At 67.3% G+C, this 19,987-nt stretch carries 22 protein-coding genes; 11 read left to right on the forward strand and 11 right to left on the reverse strand.

The genetic code is table 11. The features are described 5' to 3' along the window. A partial coding sequence (locus ACNA7R_RS10805; RefSeq protein WP_416283574.1) for an aminopeptidase P family N-terminal domain-containing protein occupies positions 1-354 on the reverse strand: 354 nt, incomplete at its 3' end. Positions 355-493: 139 nt separating this feature from the next. Between ACNA7R_RS10805 and ACNA7R_RS10810 the strand changes: the two genes are divergently transcribed. Next, on the forward strand, positions 494-1,366 hold the full coding sequence (locus tag ACNA7R_RS10810; RefSeq protein WP_416283575.1) for a COX15/CtaA family protein: 873 nt from the start codon (positions 494-496) through the stop codon (positions 1,364-1,366). An 810-nt stretch (positions 1,367-2,176) separates the two neighbouring features. Here the strand turns inward: ACNA7R_RS10810 and ACNA7R_RS10815 are convergent. From ACNA7R_RS10815 to ACNA7R_RS10835, 5 genes are all read right to left on the reverse strand, one after another. Then, positions 2,177-2,962, reverse strand: coding sequence for an ABC transporter permease (locus ACNA7R_RS10815; protein ID WP_416283576.1), 786 nt, complete (start codon positions 2,960-2,962; stop codon positions 2,177-2,179). Then, positions 2,955-3,881, reverse strand: a complete 927-nt coding sequence (locus ACNA7R_RS10820) for an ABC transporter ATP-binding protein (RefSeq protein WP_416283577.1) — start codon at positions 3,879-3,881, stop codon at positions 2,955-2,957. The genes ACNA7R_RS10815 and ACNA7R_RS10820 overlap by 8 nt, the downstream gene beginning before the upstream one ends. Before the next feature lie 116 nt (positions 3,882-3,997). Then, entirely contained in the window at positions 3,998-4,246 is a 249-nt protein-coding gene (locus ACNA7R_RS10825) for a HalOD1 output domain-containing protein (RefSeq protein WP_416283578.1), read from the reverse strand. A gap of 1 nt (position 4,247) precedes the next feature. Beyond that, positions 4,248-4,829, reverse strand: coding sequence for a DsrE/DsrF/DrsH-like family protein (locus ACNA7R_RS10830; protein ID WP_416283579.1), 582 nt, complete (start codon positions 4,827-4,829; stop codon positions 4,248-4,250). Position 4,830: 1 nt separating this feature from the next. Further along, complete coding sequence (locus ACNA7R_RS10835; protein WP_416283580.1) at positions 4,831-5,076, reverse strand: sulfurtransferase TusA family protein; 246 nt, start codon at positions 5,074-5,076, stop codon at positions 4,831-4,833. 252 nt (positions 5,077-5,328) lie between these two features. Here ACNA7R_RS10835 and ACNA7R_RS10840 point away from each other — a divergent pair, with 252 nt between their 5' ends. From ACNA7R_RS10840 to hemE, 5 genes are all read left to right on the forward strand, one after another. After that, the gene (locus ACNA7R_RS10840) at positions 5,329-6,522 is read left to right on the forward strand and encodes an MBL fold metallo-hydrolase (protein WP_416283581.1); all 1,194 of its coding nucleotides are present in this window, start codon (positions 5,329-5,331) and stop codon (positions 6,520-6,522) included. A 17-nt stretch (positions 6,523-6,539) separates the two neighbouring features. Continuing rightward, the gene (locus ACNA7R_RS10845) at positions 6,540-7,097 is read left to right on the forward strand and encodes a YeeE/YedE family protein (RefSeq protein ID WP_416283582.1); all 558 of its coding nucleotides are present in this window, start codon (positions 6,540-6,542) and stop codon (positions 7,095-7,097) included. A 38-nt stretch (positions 7,098-7,135) separates the two neighbouring features. After that, entirely contained in the window at positions 7,136-7,576 is a 441-nt protein-coding gene (locus ACNA7R_RS10850; protein WP_416283600.1) for a DUF6691 family protein, read from the forward strand. A 21-nt stretch (positions 7,577-7,597) separates the two neighbouring features. After that, positions 7,598-8,764 carry an inorganic phosphate transporter gene (locus ACNA7R_RS10855; protein WP_416283583.1) on the forward strand — a complete coding sequence of 389 codons (1,167 nt, stop codon included), beginning with the start codon at positions 7,598-7,600 and terminating at the stop codon, positions 8,762-8,764. A 70-nt stretch (positions 8,765-8,834) separates the two neighbouring features. Then, a complete protein-coding gene (hemE, locus tag ACNA7R_RS10860; RefSeq protein ID WP_416283584.1) occupies positions 8,835-9,848 on the forward strand; it encodes a uroporphyrinogen decarboxylase in 1,014 nt (337 codons plus the stop codon). A 42-nt stretch (positions 9,849-9,890) separates the two neighbouring features. Here the strand turns inward: hemE and ACNA7R_RS10865 are convergent, their stop codons facing one another. The 4 genes from ACNA7R_RS10865 to ACNA7R_RS10880 form a co-directional block, all read right to left on the reverse strand. Beyond that, positions 9,891-10,724 (reverse strand): YihY/virulence factor BrkB family protein, encoded by an 834-nt coding sequence (locus ACNA7R_RS10865; protein ID WP_416283585.1) that lies wholly within the window; start codon positions 10,722-10,724, stop codon positions 9,891-9,893. A 141-nt stretch (positions 10,725-10,865) separates the two neighbouring features. Continuing rightward, entirely contained in the window at positions 10,866-11,927 is a 1,062-nt protein-coding gene (hemH, locus tag ACNA7R_RS10870; protein WP_416283586.1) for a ferrochelatase, read from the reverse strand. An 89-nt stretch (positions 11,928-12,016) separates the two neighbouring features. Further along, the gene (gene hemG, locus ACNA7R_RS10875) at positions 12,017-13,297 is read right to left on the reverse strand and encodes a protoporphyrinogen oxidase (protein WP_416283587.1); all 1,281 of its coding nucleotides are present in this window, start codon (positions 13,295-13,297) and stop codon (positions 12,017-12,019) included. Positions 13,298-13,367: 70 nt separating this feature from the next. Beyond that, on the reverse strand, positions 13,368-13,796 hold the full coding sequence (locus ACNA7R_RS10880) for a thioredoxin family protein (protein WP_416283588.1): 429 nt from the start codon (positions 13,794-13,796) through the stop codon (positions 13,368-13,370). A gap of 252 nt (positions 13,797-14,048) precedes the next feature. Here ACNA7R_RS10880 and ACNA7R_RS10885 point away from each other — a divergent pair, with 252 nt between their 5' ends. The 5 genes from ACNA7R_RS10885 to ACNA7R_RS10905 all read left to right on the forward strand — a co-directional run bounded on the left by ACNA7R_RS10885 (position 14,049) and on the right by ACNA7R_RS10905 (position 18,535). Continuing rightward, positions 14,049-14,393, forward strand: a complete 345-nt coding sequence (locus ACNA7R_RS10885) for an SHOCT domain-containing protein (RefSeq protein WP_416283589.1) — start codon at positions 14,049-14,051, stop codon at positions 14,391-14,393. Between the two features lie 5 nt (positions 14,394-14,398). Next, positions 14,399-14,638, forward strand: coding sequence for a sulfurtransferase TusA family protein (locus ACNA7R_RS10890; RefSeq protein WP_416283590.1), 240 nt, complete (start codon positions 14,399-14,401; stop codon positions 14,636-14,638). Position 14,639: 1 nt separating this feature from the next. Continuing rightward, positions 14,640-15,779: an NAD(P)/FAD-dependent oxidoreductase gene (locus ACNA7R_RS10895; protein ID WP_416283591.1), complete on the forward strand. Its 1,140-nt coding sequence runs from the start codon at positions 14,640-14,642 to the stop codon at positions 15,777-15,779. Next, complete coding sequence (locus ACNA7R_RS10900) at positions 15,779-16,405, forward strand: DUF1641 domain-containing protein (protein ID WP_416283592.1); 627 nt, start codon at positions 15,779-15,781, stop codon at positions 16,403-16,405. The genes ACNA7R_RS10895 and ACNA7R_RS10900 overlap by 1 nt, the downstream gene beginning before the upstream one ends. Before the next feature lie 120 nt (positions 16,406-16,525). Next, positions 16,526-18,535 (forward strand): heavy metal translocating P-type ATPase, encoded by a 2,010-nt coding sequence (locus ACNA7R_RS10905; RefSeq protein ID WP_416283593.1) that lies wholly within the window; start codon positions 16,526-16,528, stop codon positions 18,533-18,535. A gap of 45 nt (positions 18,536-18,580) precedes the next feature. On the opposite strand, the gene ACNA7R_RS10910 is transcribed toward ACNA7R_RS10905, so the two are convergent. Next, a complete protein-coding gene (locus tag ACNA7R_RS10910; protein ID WP_416283594.1) occupies positions 18,581-19,918 on the reverse strand; it encodes a hypothetical protein in 1,338 nt (445 codons plus the stop codon). Between the last annotated feature and the right edge of the window lie 69 nt (positions 19,919-19,987).

Here is a 19,987-nt window from a genome sequence, read left to right on the forward strand (position 1 = left end):
CTCGGTCGGGTCGACGCCCTCGAGTCTCGGGACGTCGATATCGGCCGCAGCGCGTTCGTCCTCGGTTCGGTCCGCGATCGCCTCGGCCAGCGAGGCCTCGTACCAGGGAAACCGATCGACCGAGACGTCCTCGAGGTCGGGCAGCTCCTCGGCCGCGATGCGGTCGGCCTCGATGTTGTCGGCCAGCACGCGGAACTCGCCGTCGTATCCGACGGCCGCGACGCCGGCGTCGCCCTCGCGGTCGACGACGTTGTTCCCCCCGGTGAGCCAGGCGAAGGCGTTCGGCCGGACGAACCAGATCGAGTCGAGGTCGCGGGCCTCGAGGTGACGCTCGAGTCGGGTGCGTTTGTCCATGTCGTGCGCTGGTGTGGGCGAGCCTTGAATCCGACGAACCGGTTCGGTTCGGGTTCGGCGAAGGTGGCGAATCCGCCCCGCCTCGGGCTCGACTCGGGCAATCTAAGTACGGGTGGTCCTAACCCCCGCCAGAACGCCCGTGTCGACTCACAGCCACACCTCCGGTCTCGGACTCCGCCCGCTGATCGCTCGCGTTGGCTTCCCCCACCTGCTCGCGGCGACGCTCGCGCTGGTCGCGGCGACGATCCTGCTCGGCGTCGCGGCGAAGGCAACCGGTGCGGGACTGGCCTGCGAGGCGAACTGGCCCCAGTGTGACGCCGGTCCGTACAACCTCCTGCCCGCGAACCTGCCGAGTTTCTACGAGTGGTTCCACCGCTTCGTCGCGATGTTCGCCGGCTTCGCGATCATCGGCTCGGCGGTCGCGGCCTGGCGCTCGCCGTCGATCGACAAACGCGTCACGGCGCTGGTCGTCGGCGGGATGGTCCTGACGCCGATCCAGGTAATCCTGGGCCGGGAGACCGTCACCCAGTACACGATGGACATCCTCTCGCTGCACTTCTGGACCGCAGTGGTGATCTTCACGATGTTCGTCGTCGCGACGGCGCTCGTCTGGTCGGCCTCGCTGCGAGCCGGCCACGTTACCGGTGCGCTCGGGCTCGGTCTCCTCGCCCTGCCCGCCCACGTCGCGCTCAGCCCGACCGAGCTGGGCCTCGTCTCGAGCTACTCGCCGACCGTCCAGTTGCTCCAGTACGGCGTCACCCTCGCCCTGCTGGCGTCGGTGATCGTCGCCGTCCTGGTCGGCCGGTGGCGCTTCGACGACGGCCCGCTGCTGGGGCTGCTCTCGGTCTCGGCCGTGCTGGCGCTTGTCGTCACCTACCTCGGCCGCCAGGCCGTGATGACCTACAGCCCGCTGCTGGACGACCTCTACCTCGTCGTCGCGCTCGCGCTGCTGGTCGCCTTCGCCGTCGGAATCTGGCGGAGCCGATCCGCGACCGGCGCTCGAGACGCCTGATCGCTCTCCTCTGCTGCTCAGTTGTTGTCGGTGTTCGGTCTACTTCGTGAATCTTGATCGGTCGATTCCGAAGAGTGCGTATGGACCGTCCGGCGTTGTATCTGCAGGTTCAACCAGCCACTGCCGGGTGGGACTGATACGGTTTACTGTAAGTCATTACCGGCGCAACCGCGACCCGTGCGGCGGTTGCGCCGGTAAATCGTTACAGCAATCCGTATGAAAGGGGCTGGCGCGTTGAGCGGACGCGAAGCATCCGCGATGCTTGGGAGAGCTTCGCTCTCCCGTTGCTCGAGGTGTGAGGGGACGCAAGCACCGCAGGGAGCGACGCGACCGAGGAGCATGGTTCGAGAGAGCGAAGCTCTCTCGTCATCAAGCGAAACCATCGGTTTCGCGGAGATCGCGAATCGATGATTCGCTCACTCACAAAAGGCGCTTCGCGCCTTTCGAACGACAGCGAGCCGCAGCCCTCGAGCGGGCCAGGGGCTTTCGGAGTAATACTGACGAGTAGCAGGTCCTGCTCACACGAACACAATGAATAGCCACCCCCTCCCCAACCGATTCACTCACTCCCTGCGGTCGTTCGTTCATCCCTCGCACAATGTCGTCGACCGCCCTCACTGGTGCTCACGGTTCCCTTCGGTCATCGTTCGCTTTCCGAGGTGCTCGCAAGCTCGCACCTCGCTACGTTCGGACGGTCGACAGCGCGCGCCACCGCAGGTGGGGTGCGGACCGAAGTGATACGTAGTCCGCCTATACTGAACGTGAGTTGATGCGATGTTCTGAATACCGAAATCGCGCTTCTATCGACTGTTAGATATCCGAGCGCCGGAACACCAGCTGGCTGACGCCGAGCAGCGCGAGGGTCATGACCACGAGGACGACGATCCCGACGAGATCGTACGTCCCCTCGAGCAGGATCTCGTTCGGATCGTAGTACCGCATCGGAGCGATCGCACCGAGTTCCTCGTAGTCGGTTTCGACCAGCAGCGACTCGACGAGAAACAGCGCGAACGTAACCCCCAGGGCGACCCGCTGGGCGATCCCGACCCGGTCGAAGACGACCGAACAGAGCAGCCCGATCCCGGCGCAGGCGAAGAGGTAGGGGATCGACAGCAGGTGGACCGCGAGGATATCGGCGACCGACAGCGGCTCGTCGATCAGCCGGCTCCCGAGGAGGATGACGGGCGGCGTCAGGAGGTTGACGACGAGGATCGGAACCGAAATCGAGGCGAACTTCTCGGCGACGAGCCGGGCGCGGGAGATCGGCATCGCCAGCAGGGTGTCCATCCGGCCCCGGTCGACGTCGTCGGCGATCACGCCCGCGGTCGCGTAGGCGACGTACAGTCCCAGCAGGATGATCCAGCCGAACGTGTAGAGTTCGAAGGCGAGAAACCCCTCGAGCGACGCCATCGTCTCGATGCGAAACACCTGCAGCATCTCCTCGGGGTAGGCCTCGAGCAGCTCGTCCCCGCCGAGGGCGTCGCTAAAGGAGGGGTAGACCCAGATAACGAGCGCCGCCAGCAGCGCCATCCCGGCCGAGAGGTAGACGCTACCCTTGAGCCGGTTGCGCCCCTCGTAACGCGCAATCTCAAACATCGCCCTCACCGCCGTAGAACCGCATGAAGACGTCCTCGAGGGGCGCCTCCTCGATCGCGAGATCGATCAGCTCGTAGTCGCCGAGTCGCTCGAGGACGGCGTTGATGTCGCCGGTAAAGGTAAAGAGGCACTCGGTGAACGCCGTCGAGGGGTCGACCCCCTCGCGGCTGTCGGAGACGCTCGTCTCGAGGTCGTGGACGCCCTCGAGGTCGAGGACGTCGGTCGGAATCGGGTCGGCGCTGCGGATCCGGATCACCTTGCCGCTGCGTCGCAACAGCGCGTCGACGGGCTCGATGGTGACGAGTTTCCCGTCGCGGATGATTCCCACCCGATCGCAGAGCCGACGGACCTCGCTCAGGTTGTGCGAGGAGAAAAACACCGTCACGCCCTGTTGGCGTTCGGCCCGGAGGAAGTCGGCGAAGCGCTGTCGCATCAGCGGGTCCAGGCCGTTGGTCGGCTCGTCTAAGATCACCAGGTCGGGATCGTGCATAAAGGCCGTCACGATACCGAGCTTTCGGGCGTTTCCCTGCGAGTACTCCCGAACTCGGCGCTCGACGGGCGGATCGAACAGCTCGAGCAGTTCCGCGCGCCTGCTGTCGCCCTTGATCGAGGCGTGCAGGTCGAGGATGTCGGTGCCGGTCATCTGCTCGTCGAATCCGGGCTCGTCCGAGAGGTAGCCGATGCGACGCTTGGCCTCGAGCAGCGAGCGCTCCTCGCGAACGTCCTTGTCGAGCACGCGGGCCGTCCCCGACGTCGGCGAGATGAATCCGAGAAGCATCCGAATCGTCGTCGTCTTTCCCGCGCCGTTCGGCCCGAGAAAGCCGAATATCTCGCCGCGCTCGACGGAAAACTCCAGGGAGTCGTTCGCGACGACCTCACCGTAGTCCTTGGTGAGTCCCTCGAGCTCGATTGCAGTCATACCGAACGTTACAGGGGACGTGGATATAGGACTAGTTGAACAGTTAGACAGACGGGCATGAACGGACGCCGCCGCTCGCGAGCAGGGAACAAGGAGGTGTCACCGCCGATCGCGTTCTACTCGAGGGAGACGGTGCCGTCCGCTCGTACCGTCACGTCGTACCCTCGATAGCGGAAGGTCAGTTGGCCGTTTCGCGACGCGTTCGGGGCCGTCGTCGCGGCGAAGAGGTCGTCGATCGCGTTCGGGTCCACGGCGTCGTACAGCGGGGGCTCGAGTTCGGTCGGGTCGACACCCTCCGCGTTCGCGACGGTCTCGACGACGCGTAGACTGGGGCTTCTCGGCGAGGACTGTGACGATCCGGACACGTTAGATCAATAGCTGGACGTCCGACTCGGCCATGTGTTGCAGCGCCGTCGCCGCACCGACGCCGGTCGTCACGCCGTCGTAGAAGTCGTCCTCGTCGTACTCCATCAGCTCGACGGTCATCTGGCAGGCCTGCAGTTCGACGCCGCTCTCCAGGGAGACGTCGATCAGTTCCTCGATCGTCGCGGTGCCGTTCTCGTCGATCTTCTTTTGCATCATCCGGGTGGCCATTGAGTCCATCCCCGGCAGCGCGGCCAGCGCGTTCGGCAGCGGCATGTTGGGGTTGCCGACCGCGCTCAGCTTCAGTTTCTTCGATTTTTCCTCGTGGAGGATGTCCAGGCCCCAGAACGTGTGGAAGACGATGACTTCCCAGCCGAAGGCGGCTGCGGTGCTGGCGAGGATCAGGGGCGGGTACGCCATGTCGAAGCTGCCCTTGGTCGCGACGATCGTCATCTTCTTCTGATCGTCGCCGACCTCGGTCTCGAGACCCGCGACTTTCTCCTCGAGTTCCGCGATCCGGGCCTCGAGTTCGGCCTCGCTCATCGACTCGCCGTCCCCGGTCGGTGTTTGGGTCTCCGTGCTCATCTTACGCCGTCTTCTCCACGTAGTGGGTGTACAGGCCGTCCTCCTCGACCTGCTCGAGGAGTTCGACGCCGTCGGTGCCGTCGGCCCAGCCCTGGATGTCGCTCATGCTGCCCGAATCGGTCGCGACGACTTCGAGGACGTCACCCTCCTCGAGGTCGTCGATCGCCTGTTTGGTCTTGACGATGGGCATCGGGCAGGACTGTCCTTTCACGTCGAGTGTCTCCGTTGCGGTGGGTTTCGAGCTCATAGTTGTTTTGTGCTCTGTATTGGAGCTATCACACAATATCCGCCGCGACCATAAAAGCGTGTCGATTATTGTGGGAACCGCGAACAGCTCTCCGGCAGGAGAATCGGTCACACTACTTTTCTATACGCGCATAAATCAAATACCGGTATTTCGAGGGAAATATCCCAGTCCGGCCCGCGACCTGTATTGTGTGTAGTGGGGAATACTATGCAAATCCTTATGTAGGCTCGGCCGGTACTGTGGAGTGTAGAAATGGACGACATGGACTTTCCCACACCGGACGCCGAGGTCGAGTCGGTCGCCCCGAGCGAGCTGAAGGCTCGCATCGACGCGGGCGAGGCGGTAACGCTTCTCGACGCCCGCATGGGCAGCGACTACGAGGAGTGGCGCATCGACGGCGAGAACGTCGAGTCGATCAACGTTCCCTACTTCGAGTTTCTCGACGAGGAGATCGACGAGGACGTTCTCGCGAAGATTCCCGACGACCGCGAGGTGACGGTTCTCTGCGCGAAAGGCGGCGCCAGCGAGTTCGTCGCGGGCGCGCTGAAGGACCGCGGCTACGACGTGAACCACCTCGAGGAGGGAATGAACGGCTGGGCGCGGATCTACGAGGCCGTCGAGGTCGAGCGCTACGAGGGAAGCGGCACGCTGGTCCAGTACCAGCGTCCCTCCTCGGGCTGTCTCGGGTATCTCGTCTACGACGACGGCGAGGCGGCCGTCATCGACCCGCTGCGCGCGTTCACCGACCGCTACCTCGAGGACGCCGACGAACTCGGCGTCGACCTGACGTACGCCATCGACACGCACGTCCACGCCGATCACATCTCGGGCGTCCGCGACCTCGCCGAGGCGGGCGCCGAGGGCGTCGTTCCCGAGGCCGCCGTCGAGCGCGGCGTCACCTACGCCGACGAGATGACGCTGGCCGAGGACGGCGACGAGTTCCGGGTCGGCGACGCCACCGTCGAGACGGTCTCCACGCCCGGACACACCTCCGGGATGACCTCGTACCTGATCGACGGCGAGCTGCTCGCGACCGGCGACGGCCTGTTCGTCGAGAGCGTCGCCCGTCCCGACTTAGAGGACGGCGACGAGGGCGCCGAGGACGCCGCCCGGCAGCTCTACGAGACGCTCCAGGAGCGCGTCCTCTCGCTGCCCGACGAGACCCTGATCGGCGGTGCCCATTTCAGCGACTCGGCGGTTCCCGCCGAGGACGGCACCTACACCGCGCCGATCGGCGACCTGCGCGAGAAGATGGCCGCGCTGACGATGGACGAAGACGAGTTCGTCGAGTTGATCCTCTCGGATATGCCGCCCCGTCCGGCCAACTACGAGGAGATCATCGCGACCAACCTCGGCCAGCAGGAGACCGACGACGAGGAGGCGTTCGAACTCGAGCTCGGCCCGAACAACTGCGCCGCCAGCCAGGACTCGCTGGCCGGTGACTAACTCCCTCGAACAGCCGAATGGTACCTGAACTCATCGCACCCGCGCTGTACGAGACCCTGTTCCCCGCCGGGATCAGTCGCTACGCCGTCGGGGGGCTGCTCGTCGGCCTCGGGGCCGTCGTCATCTACCTGGGCACCGGCATCGCCGCCGGCGCGAGCACGTTCCTCGAGTCGACGCTGTCGTACGTCTCCGACCAGTCGCGGTTCCAGCGGTACGTCGGCTCGCGGGACTGGCGGGTCGTCTTCACGCTCGGGATCGTCGGCGGTGCGGCGCTTTACGCGCTGACCTTCCAGTCGGGGCTCGTCTCGAGCGGCCTGTACGAGGCCGGCACGACCGGCGAACTCCGGGAGGTCGGCGGATTCACGATCTGGCTCACCGACGTCCAGCCCTGGCGGCTGTTCCTCGGCGGGATCCTCGTCGGGATCGGCACCCGGATCGGCAAGGGCTGTACCTCCGGCCACGGCGTCTGCGGCGTCGGCTCGGCCTCGAAGACGTCGATCGTCGGCGTCGCAACCTTCCTGGCGGTCGCGATCGGGACGGCTCAGGTCGTGATGGCACTGGGGGTGAGCCCGTGAGCAATCGACCCGTGAGCGGAGATCGCCACCCCCTGTTCATGCCGCTGATCTTCGTCGGCGGCCTGATCTTCGGCTTCGGGCTCGGTTTCAGCCACATGGCCCGCCCCGAGGTCGTCCTGAACTTCCTGCAGTTCGAAGACTTCGGGCTGCTGTTCGTCATGGGCGGCGCGGCGGTCGTCTCCGGCCTGGCGTTCGCGCTCGTCCCGCGGCTCCGCGAGCGCGCGCCGCTAACGGGAGACACGTACGGTCGTCGGCTGAAGTCGTTCGACCGCAACGTCCTGATCGGCGGCGGCATCTTCGGCGTCGGCTGGGGCCTGTCGGGGATCTGTCCCGGTGCGGCCTACGCCAGCCTCGGGGTCGGCAACGTCACGATCCTGTGGGCGATCGCCGGCATGTTCGTCGGCGCCTACGCCCAGGGGTACTGGCGCAGCCAGCGTACCGCGTCCGAAACCGCGACCGCTGGTACCGACTCCGACTGATCGGTTTCGCTCGTTTCGTCCATGGATCCTGCAACGATACTACTGTTCGCCGTCGCCGCGGTCTCGAGCCTGTTTATGGCCTGGGTGATCGGTGCCGGCTCGAGCGGCGCGACCCCCTTCGCGCCTGCGGTCGGCGCCAACGCGATCGGGACGATGCGGGCCGCCTTCGTCGTCGGCCTCCTCGGCTTCGCCGGGGCCGTCACGCAGGGAGCGAGCGTCTCCGAGGCCGTCGGACGCGACCTGATCCACGGCGTCTCGCTGCCCGTCTCGAGCGTCATCGTCGTCCTGCTGATCGGCGCGGGGCTGATGGCGATCGGGATCCACACCGGCTACCCCATCGCGACGGCGTTTACCGTCACCGGTGCGGTGATCGGCGTCGGCATCGCGCTGGGCGGCGATCCCGCCTGGGCGAAGTACGCCGAGATCGGCGCCGTGTGGCTGTTCACCCCGTTCGTCGGCGGCGGGCTCGCCTACGCCATCGCCAGCGTCCTCCCGCGTTCCGACGTCGCCGAACGCGACAGCGTCCCGGTGCTCGCCGGCTTCGTCGGGGCCGTCGTCGCCAACCTCGAGTTCGCGTTCTTCGAGCGGGGAACCCTCGTCGCGACGAGCGTCGACGTCCTCCCGCTCGAGGGTCCCGTCGTCGCGGGCGCACTCACGCTCGGCGCCGGCGTCCTCGCGGCGCTCGCCGTCCGGTGGGACGTCACTCGGGACGAGGCGAGCGGCCTGCGACGGTTCCTGCTCGTCCTCGGGGGACTCGTCGCGTTCTCCGCGGGAGCGAGCCAGGTCGGACTCGCCGTCGGTCCGCTGCTCCCGCTGCTCGACGAGGTCTCGATGGTGTCGCCGATCGTCGTCCTGCTCGGCGGCGGGGTCGGAATCCTCGTCGGCTCCTGGACGGGCGCACCGCGGATGATCAAGGCCGTCTCCCAGGAGTACGCCTCGCTGGGTCCGCGGCGATCGATCGCGACGCTCGTCCCCTCCTTTCTGATCGCCCAGACGGCGGTCCTGCTCGGCGTTCCCGTCTCGTTCAACGAGATCATCGTCAGCGCCGTCATCGGCGCCGGGCTGGCCGTTGGCGGGGGCGCCGGCGTTAGCCCCCGGAAGCTGGGCGTCACGGTGCTGGCCTGGATCGGCTCGTTCGTCCTCGCGTTCGGCCTCGGCTACGGAGCGATGGCCCTGCTGGCTCGCTGAGGACCGTCTCGAAGGGGCGCCATCGCCCGGTTTCGCAACTATTAGGCGCTCGAGCACCCAACTTTCGGTCATGGAAGAGCTATTCCTCCGGGCGGCTCGCGGCGAACGGACCGAACGCCCGCCGGTGTGGATGATGCGACAGGCGGGCCGGTACCTCCCGGAGTATCGCGAACTGCGCGAGGACCACTCGTTTCTCGAGGCGATCTCGACGCCCGAGATCGCGACCGAGATCACCCTCCAGCCCTGGGAGCGGTTCCGACCCGACGGCGTCGTCATGTACTCGGACATTCTCACCGTCCTCGAGCCGCTGGGCTTCGACTACCACCTCGAGTCCGGCGTCGGCCCGGTCGTCGAGAACCCCGTCGCGTCCCCGGACGATACCCGCCGGGAACGGGGCGACGTCGAGGAGGAGCTGTGGTACGTCGGCGAACTGCTCGAACGACTGGCCGACGAACTCGGCGAACGGGCCGCAGTGCTCGGCTTCACCGGGGGACCGTTCACGCTCGCGGCCTACGTCTGCGAGGGGACCCCCTCGCGGTCGTTCATGGACGTCCGTCGGCTCCGCGCGGAACACCCCGAGGCGTTCGAGCGCCTGCTCCGGGCCTTCACCGACATTATCGTCGACTACGTCCACTTCCAGGTCGAGTCGGGCGCCGACGCGATCCAGCTGTTCGACACCTACGGCGGGCTGCTCTCCCCCGCCGACTACCGGCGATTCCTCCTCCCCCTCCACCGGGAGATCGTCGACGCGGTCGACGTTCCGACGATCGTCTTCGTCCGCAACGTCAGCGGCAACCTCGACCTGCTCGAGGAGACCGGTGCGGACGTGATCGGCCTCGACTGGACGGTCGACCTCGAGGAGGCCCGCGAGGAGCTGGGCGACGTGGCGATCCAGGGGAACCTCGATCCCGCCCTGTTGTACGGCGATCCCGAAACCGTCCGAGAACGGACTCGAGACGTTATCGCGGCCGCGGGCGATACGGGACACATTCTGAACCTGGGTCACGGCGTCGACCGCAACGTCCCCGTCGAGAACGTCGAGGCGTTCTTCGAGACGGCGAAGGCCGTTTCGCGGTCGGAGTAGTCGCATCCGGGCCCGGGTTCGGAGCCGACGGACGGTTTCGGCTCAGGGATGCTCGGCCGTGGAGGGGTCGATCTCCGCCTCGACGACGTCGCTGGCGCGGCCGATGCGGACCGCGTTGACCACCGCACCCAACAGCAGGACGACGCCGCTGAAGTACAGCCAGGTGACCAGCAGGAGGATACTCGCGATCAGGTTCCCCTCGTCGCCGGCCAGGGTGGCGTACACCTGAAACAGCACCTGCAGGAGCGCCCAGCCGACGGCGCCGACGATCGCACCGGGGAGGACGTCCCGCGGCTCGACGTCGACCGCCGGAAACAGGTAGTACATGGGGAAGAAGGCGACGACGAGGCAGGCGACGAGCAAGAGAGGCACCGCGAGCCCGATGAACGGAACGAACGAGAAGAAGGCGACCACGCTCGTGGCGACGACCATCGCGAGGATCCCCAGCGTGAGCGTCACGAGCACCACCAGTCCGTTTTTGATCTGTCCGGCGAACGACTCGCGAGTGGTCGTCTCGTAGATCTCCGAGAAGGCGGTGTCGATCCCGCGAAACACCTTGAGGGCACCCCAGACGAGGAGGAGAATCCCGATGATCGACGCACTGACGGTCGAGCCGGCCCCCGCGTCGGACTGCTGTTCGATCATCACTTCGATCACCCCGCCGACCGACGGCGAGACGTTCTCGGTCGTGGTATCGATAACCTGCTGTTGCAGACCGGGATCGACGAACGAGACCGCAAGCAGGACGAACATGAGCAACGGCGTGAGCGAGACGAGCGCGCTGTAGGCGATGCTCCCGGCCAGGAAGGTGACGTTCTTTTCGCTGAAGACGGCCTTGACGAGCTTCGCCCGCGCGAGAAGCGACTGGGTATCCATACCTACCGTCTCTTCGTCCGGACAATTAGTCGGTCCCCTTGATCCGCCCCGCCGTCGGTCGATCCGCGTCGCTGCGGACGACCCGCCGGCGACCGCGAAACCGCAGATCCGGATCCGAACCGCGGCGAGGGCGCCGACCCGCTACTGGGGCGGCAGGCCCGCGTTGTAACAGTACGTACCCGGCTCGGGCCGACACTCGCACTGTCGGAGCTGGTAGTACGACGGCTCGAACCCCGAGAGAAACGGCTCGACGGTGTCGGCGAGCAGCGTCGCGAACCGCGGATCGTCGTGGGGAACCGGCACGCGGTGGAGCTCGAGCCCGACGTCGGCGGCGTCCTCGCGGAGGTCGATATCGAGTTCGACCAGCGTCTCGGACTGCTCGTGCATGAAGCTCATCGGCTCGACGACGACGCGCTCGGCCTCGCCCTCGAGGCCCTCGACGACGTCCTCGGTCTCTGGCTCGGTCCACTCGATCCCGCGGTTGGCGTGGTTCTGGTAGCCGATCTCGTAGTCGTCGATCCCGAGTATGTTGGCGATCGCCGACGCGTGTTCCTCGACGTACCGGTCGTACCGGCTGCCCTCCGCGAGGTACTTCTTCGGGGTTCCGTGTGCCGAGAAGACGAACGCGGTGTCGGGATCGTGTAGGTCGACGCCCTCGTCGTCGACGAACTCGCGGATCCCTTCGGCTCTGAGCCGGTTGTACGTCGGTACCCGGTGCCAGCCGGTGATCGCCGTAAACTCCGGCTCGTATCCCTCGCGGTCCTCGATCGCCGACTCGAGCGAGTCGATCGCCGAGACGGTCGTCGAGGGACCACACAGCGGGTAGATCGGGACGGCGACGACCGAGTCGATCCCGTCGTCGGCCAGCGTCGCCGGGAGGTCGGTGATCAGCGGCTCCATGAACTGCATCGCGTGGTAGAGCTCGACCTCGTGGCCCCGCTCGGTCAGAGTCGCCTCGAGGGCCTCGGCCTGGGCCGTCGCCTGCGCCTGGAGCGGAGAGCCGCCGATCGCCTCGTACTCCTCCATCAGGCTCGGCAGCCGTCGCTCGGCCAGCTCTCGGGAGCGCTCCCAGGCCGCCTCCTCGGAGTCGGCCTCCTCGAGATCGGCGTTGTCGAAGAAGATCCGGGTGAGGTACTCGAGCACCGTCTCGCGGTCCGGTGCGGCCGGTTCGCCGAAGTTCAACAGGACGACGCCGGTTGTCATAGCCGGCCGTTAGGACGGTGCCGGTATAGGCACTTCGAAGCCGGAACCCGCGGACGCCCGCTGGATCCCCTCACGCCCGGAACGACCCCTCATTCTGCGGGTGTCGCCCCGCGGGCGAGGTCGTCGGCGATCGCCGTCGCGGTCCGGATGCGTCCGGGAATCCCGGGGCGGTCGACGAAGTTCGTACAGAGGTGGATCCCGTCGGGAAGCTCGAGGTCGTCGGTCGCCGTCCAGGAGCGGTCGTACGCCGGCATTCCGGGCTCCCAGCGGTGGACGTGGATCGGCGTCGCTGGAGCGCCGGTGATCCGCTCGAACTCGGCGGCGCCGACCCGGCCCAGCTCCTCGTCGTCGGCCTCGGCGAGCGCCGGGTAGCTCAGCGGATCGATGTAGCACGTGAAGAGCCCGTCCCGGTCGAGGAAGCTCGAGTTCCAGGTCAGCCCGCTGATCCGGACGTCCGACCCCGGCGGGACGAGCGTCCCGATCCCGGTGCCGTCGAACGCCGACTCGAGAAAGACCATCCCGATCGGGTTGTAGTTGAACCGGCGCAGCGTCGCCTCCAGCTCGGCGTCGACCGGCGCGAGCAACTCGGCGCAGGTTTCGGCGGGCGCCGTCAGGACGACCTCGTCGACGCGCTCGCTCCCGTCGGCGGTGCGGAGTTCGTACCCGTCCGCCCGCTCGCGGATCGACTCGACGGGCGTCCCGAGGTGAATCGAGTCGGCGTGGGCCTCGTACAGGCCGTTCGTCAGCTCGCCCAGCCCGTCCTCGAAGGTACACATCGGCGGGGAGTCCCGCCCCTCGAGCAGCTTCCTGGCGACCCACAGGAGGACGCTCCGCTCGATGCCGGCCTTCTCGAGGACGCGCCCGAGCGAGTACTCCACGAGCATGTCCCGGGGGTCGGTGCCGTAGAGGCCGCTGTACAGCGGGCCGAGGTACCGTCGGGCCGCCTGCGTCCCGAACGCGCGAACCAGGTAGTCGTCGACGGTCTCGTCCGGCCGAGCGGGCCCCGTCAGGGGCTCGAGGAGCATCCGGAGCTTTCCCGTCGGGGTGAGCAGGTCGGTCGTCAGCGCCTCCCGAACCGACAGCGGCGCCACCTTCAGCTCGCCGTCGTGGTAGACGTAGATCGGCTGGTCGTCGTCGCCGAACTCCAGCCGATCGCGGAGCCCGAGCTCGTCGACCATCGACTCGAGCCCCGGCGTCAGCCGGAGCCGCTGTGGCCCCAGCTCGAGGACGCGGTCGCCCACGCGCCGACTCCGTACGACTCCGCCGGGCTCCTCCCGCGCCTCGAATCCGACGACGTCTACGTCACGATCGGCGAGCGAGTGGACCAGCGCGAGCCCCGAAATTCCTGCCCCGACGACACCGACTTTCATCACCCGTTCTTTCGAGCGGAGCCTTTTCGGTGTATCGTCACGCGGTCGACGTTGCGACTCGGTCGCTCGATTAGCTCTGGCGGTCGATCAGCCCCTCGAGAGTCGCCCGGTCCTGGGCCCCGAGCAGCCGCTCGACCGGTTCGCCGTCGGCGTACAGCACGAGCGTCGGGACGCTGCGAGCGCCGAGTTGCCGGGCCAGCCGCTGGTGGGCGTCGACGTCGACCTTCGCGACCGCGGCGTCCGTTTCCGCCGCGAGGGACTCGATCGTCGGCTCGAGCATCTTGCAGGGGCCACACCAGTCGGCGTAGCAGTCGACCAGCACGACGTCGTGGTCGTCGACGACGTTCCGAAGGTGACGCTGGCCCTCGATCGCGATCGGCTCGTCCGACGTCGCCGCCCCGTCCCCGGTCGGGTCGCCGCCGTTCTCGAGGCGGCGCTGCAGTTCTCGTTTCTTCCGGTCGCGAATCCGCTCGCGTTCGTCGTCCGCAGTGTGACTCATGGCGCGACGATACGCGCTCGTCCGGCATAATAGTTGTGTATGGAAAAAGCAATACGAAAGGAACGACCGCAAGGCGAGATCGAATAGCTCTCTCAAACATCAGACGACATATTCGCCACAGTGGTGGATTTCCGCTACTATTTGTCCGGGGTTGAACTGCGTCGGTATATGTCTGTCGCCAGTTCCAGCCGTAGAGGATTTCGCATCAGTGTTTATATTATACAATATCGTACTCCCAACTGTGATCGAACGATGACGACGACACACGAGCGGCTCGGTCGCTACATAACGGCGCTTGCGGCGACCGGCGCGGTCTTCCTCGTCGGGGCGGCGGCGACGGGCGCCGCACAGAGCCACGGCGGCGGAGCGATGGGCGGCTGGGGTATCGGCGGCTGGCTGTTCTGGCCGCTGCTGGTGGTCGGCCTGCTCGCGCTCGCGGTCGTCTGGGCCGCGGGTCGCGAGGGGAGTTCGACCGCTCGCGCACGAACCGGAGAGTCGGACCCGGCACTCGAGGCGCTCCGCGAGCGCTACGCTCGCGGCGACATCTCCGAGGAGGAGTTCGAACGACGACGGCGGAAGCTACACACTCGAGGGTGAATACAATGACAGAGAGTACCGAACCAGACGTGACGATCGACTCGCGAGACGCAACGTGTCCCGGCCCGCTGATGGATCTCATCGGGCGGGTGAAGACGCTCGAGCCCGGCACCGTCGTCGCGCTCCGGACGACCGAACGAAACTCCACGACGGACGTGCCGGAGTGGCTCGACGAAGCCGGCCACGACCTGCTCGAGATCGACGAACTGGACGACCACTGGACCATCTACATCGAGGTCAACTGACATGCACCGAATCGCAATCGTCGGCGCCGGAACGGGCGGAACGGTACTCGCGAACCGACTCGCCGAGGAGCTACAGACGGAGATCGAGGCCGGAGACGTCGAAGTGCGGCTGATCACGGCCGACCCGGAGCACGTCTACAAGCCGACCTTCCTGTACGTGCCCTTCGGAAAGAAGACGGTCGACGACGCGAAGCGACCGGTCGAGGAGCTGATCGACCGCCGCGTGACGCTCTCGATCGGACGAGCGATCGACGTCGACACGGACGGGAAGACGCTGTCGTTCGCCGACAGCTCGGTGCTCGGCTACGACCAGCTCGTGCTGGCGACCGGTGCGAGCCTCGAGCCCGACGCCGTCCCCGGCCTCGCGGAGGGCGGTCACCACTTCTACGGCCCCGACGGTGCGGAACGCCTCCGGGACGAACTCGCCGAGTTCACCGAGGGCCACCTCGTGTTGAGCGTCGTCGGCGTCCCCCACATGTGCCCGGCCGCGCCCGTCGAGTTCGTGCTGATGGTCGACGACTGGCTGCGCGAGCGGGGTCGGCGCGAGGACGTCGACCTCACCTACACGTACCCGATCAACCGCGCCCACGGCCTCGAGTCGATCGCCGACTGGGCGACCGATCTCTTCGAGCAGCGGGACATCGCCCTCGAGACGTTCTTCAACGTCGAGGAGATCGATCCCGACGCCGAGGTCATCGAGACCGTCGAGGGCAACGAGCTGGAGTACGACCTGCTCGTGGCGATCCCGCCCCACGCGGGCAGCGACCTCGTGACCGACGCGGGGCTCGGCGAGGATGGCTGGGTCGACGTCGACAGACACACCCTCGAGGCGACCAACGCCGAGGACGTCTACGCGATCGGCGACGTCGCGGACGTCCCCACGAGCAAAGCCGGAAGCGTCGCCCACTACGAGGCGGGCGTCGTCGCCGACCGCCTCGCCAGCCGGGTCCGCGGGCAGACGCCGACGGCGACCTACGACGGCAAGACCGTCTGCTTCCTCGAGGCGGGGATGAGCGAGGCGACGTTCATCGAGTTCACATACGGCGAGGAGCCGTTCGTCCGCGAGCCGTCGAAACCGCTCCACTGGGCGAAGCTCGGCTACAACGAGTCCTACTGGCTCACCGCACGGGGGCTGCTCTGATGTCCGACGCCGAATCCGAACCCGCGACCGACGCAACGGAGCCGGCCCTCGAGGAACTGGTCGCCGAGAACCCCGAGGCGGTCGCCCGGTTCCTCGAGCGCCTCGACGCGGTCAACGACCTGCTCGACGCCGCGGACCTGGCGACGGCCGCGATGGACGACCGGATGGTCCAGGAGCTGTCGGGCACCGCGACGAACCTCGGCGCTGCCGCGGACGGCCTGGCGACCGACGAGGTCGCTGCCCTCGGCGAGGCGACCGGGGAGAACGCCGACGAACTGGCCGCGGCCCTCGAGACGGTCGCCCGGATGCAGCGGTCGGGCACCCTCGACGACCTGGCGGCGCTTGCCGATCTCGCCGCGCTCGCCTCGGACGCCATGGACGACGGGATGGTGACCGACCTCGCGGCCACCGGCACCGGGCTCGGCGAACTGGCCGACACCGCGGCCGACGACGACGTCGCACGCACGCTCGAGGCGCTGCTCGAGGCCGTCGGCGAAGCCGGTTCCGAACCCGCCGAGCCCGTCGGCCCGCGGGGAATCGTCGGGGCGCTTCGCGACGCGGACGTCCGGGCCGGCCTGGGCTTTTTCCTCTCGCTGGCGAAGGCGATCGGGCGGTCGATCCGGTAACCGCTCGATTCCGTTTCCGCCCCTCGGATCGCGGCCGGCGGTCTACCGCGGTGACCTCGAGAACGAACTGTGCGTTGCTGACTCACGAAGGCTTATTCGATCGACAGTCCAACGAACTGTATGGAGACGTCCTCGAGCGCTGCATCGGTCGCGTCCGAACGACCGTCGTCGCCGGCGAAGCGCCCGGTCGTCCGACGGCAGGCGGCGTTTGTCGTGCTCACCTTTCTCGGAATGATGAGCGGGCTGCTCGGCAGCTGGTTCGGTGCTCCCGACTGGCTCGTGTGGGGCAGCTACGCGGTCGCGTACGTCTTCGGCGGCTGGTACGGACTGAAAGAGAGCATCAGAGCCATCCGGGAGCCCGCGGTGGAGATCGACCTCCTGATGATCCTCGCGGCGCTCGGCGCGCTGTTTATCGGCGCCCCCTTCGAGGGTGCGATGCTGCTGTTTCTGTTCTCGCTGTCGGGCGTCCTAGAGGAGTACGCGATCGGCCGATCCCGAACCGCAATCAGGTCGCTCATCGAGATGCGTCCGGAGTCGGCCCGGATCCTCCGCGACGGGCGGGAAACGACGACGCCGATCGACGACGTCGAGGTCGGTGACGTGTTCGTCGTCCGCCCCGGCGATCGGCTGCCGCTGGACGGGGTCGTCGAGGCCGGCGAGAGCACGGTCGACCAGTCCTCGCTCACCGGCGAGTCCGTTCCCGTGACGAAAGAACCCGGCGACGAGGTGTTCAGTGGGACGATCAACGAGACGGGCAGTCTCGAGGTACGGGTCACCCGCAAAGCGGAGGAGTCGGCGATCTCCCGGCTCATCCACATGGTCGAACAAGCCCAGGAGAAGCGCGCGCCGACCCAGCAGCTCATCGATCGCTTCGAGCAGCCCTACGTGGTGAGCGTCATCGCGCTGACCGCGGTCGCGATCGTCCTCCCGATCGCCCTGCTGGATCACCCGTTCGACTCGACGTTCTACCGCGCGATGACGCTCATGGTCGCGGCCTCGCCCTGCGCGGTCATCATCTCGACGCCGGCGGCGGTGCTCTCGGCGATCTCCGCCGGCGGCCGACAGGGCGTCCTGTTCAAGGGCGGCGAACACATCGAAACGGCAGGCAGCGTCGACGCCGTCGCCTTCGACAAGACCGGGACCCTGACGGAGGGCAACACCCGGCTGACCGACGTAGGCGCCCGCGGGACCGTCTCCGGCGACGGCGGATCCGTCGGCGGCGAACTGATCGCCGAGGAGTCGCTGACCGACGAGCGGCTGCTCGCCATCGCGGCCGCGGTGCAGTCCCGGTCCGAGCACCACCTCGCCGAGGCGACCGTCGAGGCCGCCCGAGAGCGGGACCTCGAGCTCTCCGCCGCGACCGGGTTCGAGGCGGTCGTCGGCAAGGGCGTCCGCGCGACCGTCGAGGGGCGAACGATCCACATCGGCAACCCCCGGTACGTCCGGACCGAACTCGAGGGACGATCGGTCGACGGGCTCGAGGCCGGGCTCGAGGCCGTTCGCGACCTCGAGCACGGCGGGAAGACGAGCGTGCTCGTCGTCGGCGAGACCGACGATGGGCTGCGGGTGCTCGGCTGGCTCGCGTTCAGCGATACGATCCGATCCGACGCGGCCGAGACCATCGAACGGCTCCGCGAGCGCGGCGTCGAGCAGATCGTCATGCTCACGGGCGACAACGAACGGGTCGCCGGCTACATCGCCGAGGAACTCGGGATCGACGAGGTGTACGCGGAGCTGCTCCCCGAGGAGAAGGTCGACCACATCGAGGCGCTCCAGGAGCGCCACGAGGCCGTCGCGATGGTCGGCGACGGCGTCAACGACGCGCCCGCGCTCGCGACGGCCGACATCAGCATCGGTATGGGCGGGGCGGGAACCGACGTGGCCCTCGAGACGGCCGACATCGTGCTCATGTCGGACAGGCTCGATCGGCTCCCCTACGCGTTCGCGCTCAGCAAGGAGACGCGACGAACGCTGTACGTCAACTTCACCATCGCGTTCGGCGCGATCGCGATCATGGTGATCGCGATTCTCACGGCGGGGATTCCGCTGCCGGTCGCGGTGGTCGGCCACGAGGGGTCGACCGTGCTGGTCAGCCTGATCGGGTTGCGGCTGCTCCGGTTCGACGGCTGAACGTCGGTTCCCGCGCCGAGTAAGCCGCGCTCAGGAGGCTCCCGTCTACGTTCGCACCGACCGTCGATGGCCGACGATTCTGACCAGGTAGTACCCCCAGACCCCGAGCAGGACGGCGTACCCCGGCCCGCGCAACAGCGCCGACCACGACTGATCCTGGTAGAAAAAGCCGATTCCGACGACCAGTACCGCGAGGTTCCAGGCGAGGACGGTCCGCGTCCCGACGACCGAGGGAACGCCCGCTGCGGGAACGAGTCCGCGAGTGCGGTCGCCAGTGTCGGAACGCACGTCGGTTCCGGGCCACTCGAGGGAGCGCGCGACGAGCAGCGAGCCCGCGAGCGCGATCGGGAGCGCCCAGCCCAGGAAGAAAAAGTGCAACGCGCCCGTCTCGAGCCACGGCTCGGGGATCCCGAGCGGAACGCCGAACAGGACGAACGGGGCGAAGCCGGCCGGCCCGAGGATCCACAGCTGGGCGGCGAGCACCGAGAGGGCCGTCCCGTTCGGCGTGCCGGCGCGGTAGGTCCGGAAGAGCGTGTAGACGTACAGGAGGTAGCCGGCGGCGTACAGCGCCAGCCCGGCCGCGGTCACGGTCCGTCCCATGTCGAGGACTGGCCCGACGACGAGCGGGACGATGCCGAGTGCAAACAGGGGAAACGAGTCCCGTTTCAGACGCTGGCTGTACAACTCCGCGTCGACGAGCCGCGGAAAGAGGTCGTACAGCGTGCCGATCGCCGCGAGTCCCAGAAAGCCCCACGCGTTGGCGTGAACGTGTGCCTCGCGAAGCCCCCACCACCCGCCGGGGACGTCCAAACTGTGGCTGAACAGCCCGAACGCGAAGCCGAGCCCGATCAGGTAGACGAACGGCGAGAGGACGTAGAATCCAATGGTCGGATCCCGCGCCCGCCCGCCGCTGCTCCGGAGCGCCATCCAGACCACGAGGGCGAACAGCCAGAGCGTCAGCAGCCAGATCGTCGCAAGGCCGACGTCGAACCACAGCGGCTCGCCGTACGCGCGGCCGTACCACGCGAGCAGGAGCGCGCCGTTCAACCCGAGGAAGCTCGCTCGAGTGGCCCGCGGCGAGGGTGTCGGTCGCTCGAGTTTCCGCGCCGTCAACTGCGGGAGCATCCCGAAGAGTAGTTGGGTGAACGCGCCGACGGTGACGAAGTGGATGTGCGTCCACGTGATCCACGACACCTCGGGGACGAGCGCGAACTCCTGGAGTCCCTGATAGAGCGCGAGCACGAGGCCGACGAGCAGAAAGACGACGCCCGCGGCGTGAAACGGCGTCAGCGAGAGTGGCGGCCCGTTATTTGATCGACGAGTGGAGCGTCTTTCATTGGGAGCGTGTCCTGAATCGCATGAAGCGACGCCTGATCTGGACATACACGTTCGAACGAACGCCGAGGGTGTATCGGTTCTCGCGAACCGGTGAGATCGGTTCGAACATGTTCG

The organism is Natronococcus sp. (assembly GCF_047921035.1).
GTDB lineage: Archaea > Halobacteriota > Halobacteria > Halobacteriales > Natrialbaceae > Natronococcus.